The 1,212-nt window shown below is 70.2% G+C and carries 2 protein-coding genes; both read right to left on the reverse strand.

The genetic code is table 11. From position 1 onward, the window contains the following. Positions 1-1,003: 4-hydroxythreonine-4-phosphate dehydrogenase PdxA (locus FHD68_RS18635; protein WP_139086619.1), on the reverse strand; the 1,003-nt coding region annotated here is incomplete at its 3' end. Positions 1,004-1,060: 57 nt separating this feature from the next. Next, positions 1,061-1,212 (reverse strand): DAK2 domain-containing protein (locus FHD68_RS18640; protein ID WP_139086621.1); only part of this gene is annotated, 152 nt, incomplete at its 5' end.

Here is a 1,212-nt window from a genome sequence, read left to right on the forward strand (position 1 = left end):
ACGCGCGCGGCGCGCGTGCTGGGTTCAGCGCGGCCAGGTCGCGGCCAAGGCGCGCGGCGGTCAGCGTCGCGCCCAGATCGGCCCGCCCCTGCCCCGCGATGTCGAAGGCCGTGCCATGCGCGGGCGTCACGATCGGAAAGCCGTAACCCGCGATCAGCGTTACGCCGCGGTCAAAGCCCATCAGCTTCATCGCGATCTGGCCCTGGTCGTGATACATGGTCAGCACTGCGTCGAATTCGCCGCGGATGGCACGCACGAAGACGGTGTCGGACGGGATCGGCCCCTTGGCGTCGATGCCTAGGGCCACGGCGTGCGCCACGGCGGGGGCCAGGATCTCGTCATCCTCGTGGCCGAAATTGCCGCCGTCGCCCGCATGGGGGTTCAGCGCGGCGACGCCGATCCGCGCGCCGGGCTTGCCCGCACCGGCCATCACCTCGGCCGTCAGGCGCAGGCTGTCCAGGATGCGTTCGGTGGTCAGCGTCTCGGCCACCTTGCGCAGCGGGATGTGGCTGGTCACGCGGGCGTTCCAGACCTCCTCCAGGACGTTGAACTCTCGCCCACTGCGATCCGCGTGCAGAACCGCGTCGATAAACCCGATCTCGTCGACATAGCTGGGCCGGGCCAGCCGCATCGAATGCTTGTTGAAGGGCGTGAACATCGCCGCATCCGCGATCCCCGCCCCTGCCAGCTGCAGCACGCAGCCGAAATTCTGCAGGCTGGCCGCGCCGGCATGGGCACTGGACTGGCCCAGGGTCATGCCGTCCACCGCGCAATTCGCCAGATCCAGAAGCACATGGCCCGGCGCCATGTCGGGGCCGACCTGATCGGCGCCGATCCGCGGCAGGTCCAGCGTGACCCCTGCATGGCGCGCGCCCATCTCCAGCACCCGCGCATCGCCCACGACGATCACGTCCAACGCCTTCATGTCGTCATGGGCCAGCAGTTTCGCCGCCAGTTCCGGGCCGACGCCCCCGGCATCCCCCAAGGCCAAAGCAATGCGCATGTGTCTCTCCGTCTGGAATATTGTTGGTGGGCGGCGCGTCGGTCGCGCCGCCCGAATTTATCGGGCCAGCGCCCTGGCCACGACCCGCGCGCAAAGCGCCAGCGAGATCGCGCCCGCATCGGGATGCCCGATGCTGCGTTCCGCCAGCGGGCGTGCCCGGCCAAGGCGCGGCGTCAGGTCCGCGGTGGCGTCGGCGGCGGCGGTCGCCG

The organism is Paracoccus marcusii, from assembly GCF_006151785.1.
In the GTDB taxonomy this organism is placed as follows: Bacteria; Pseudomonadota; Alphaproteobacteria; order Rhodobacterales; family Rhodobacteraceae; genus Paracoccus; species Paracoccus marcusii.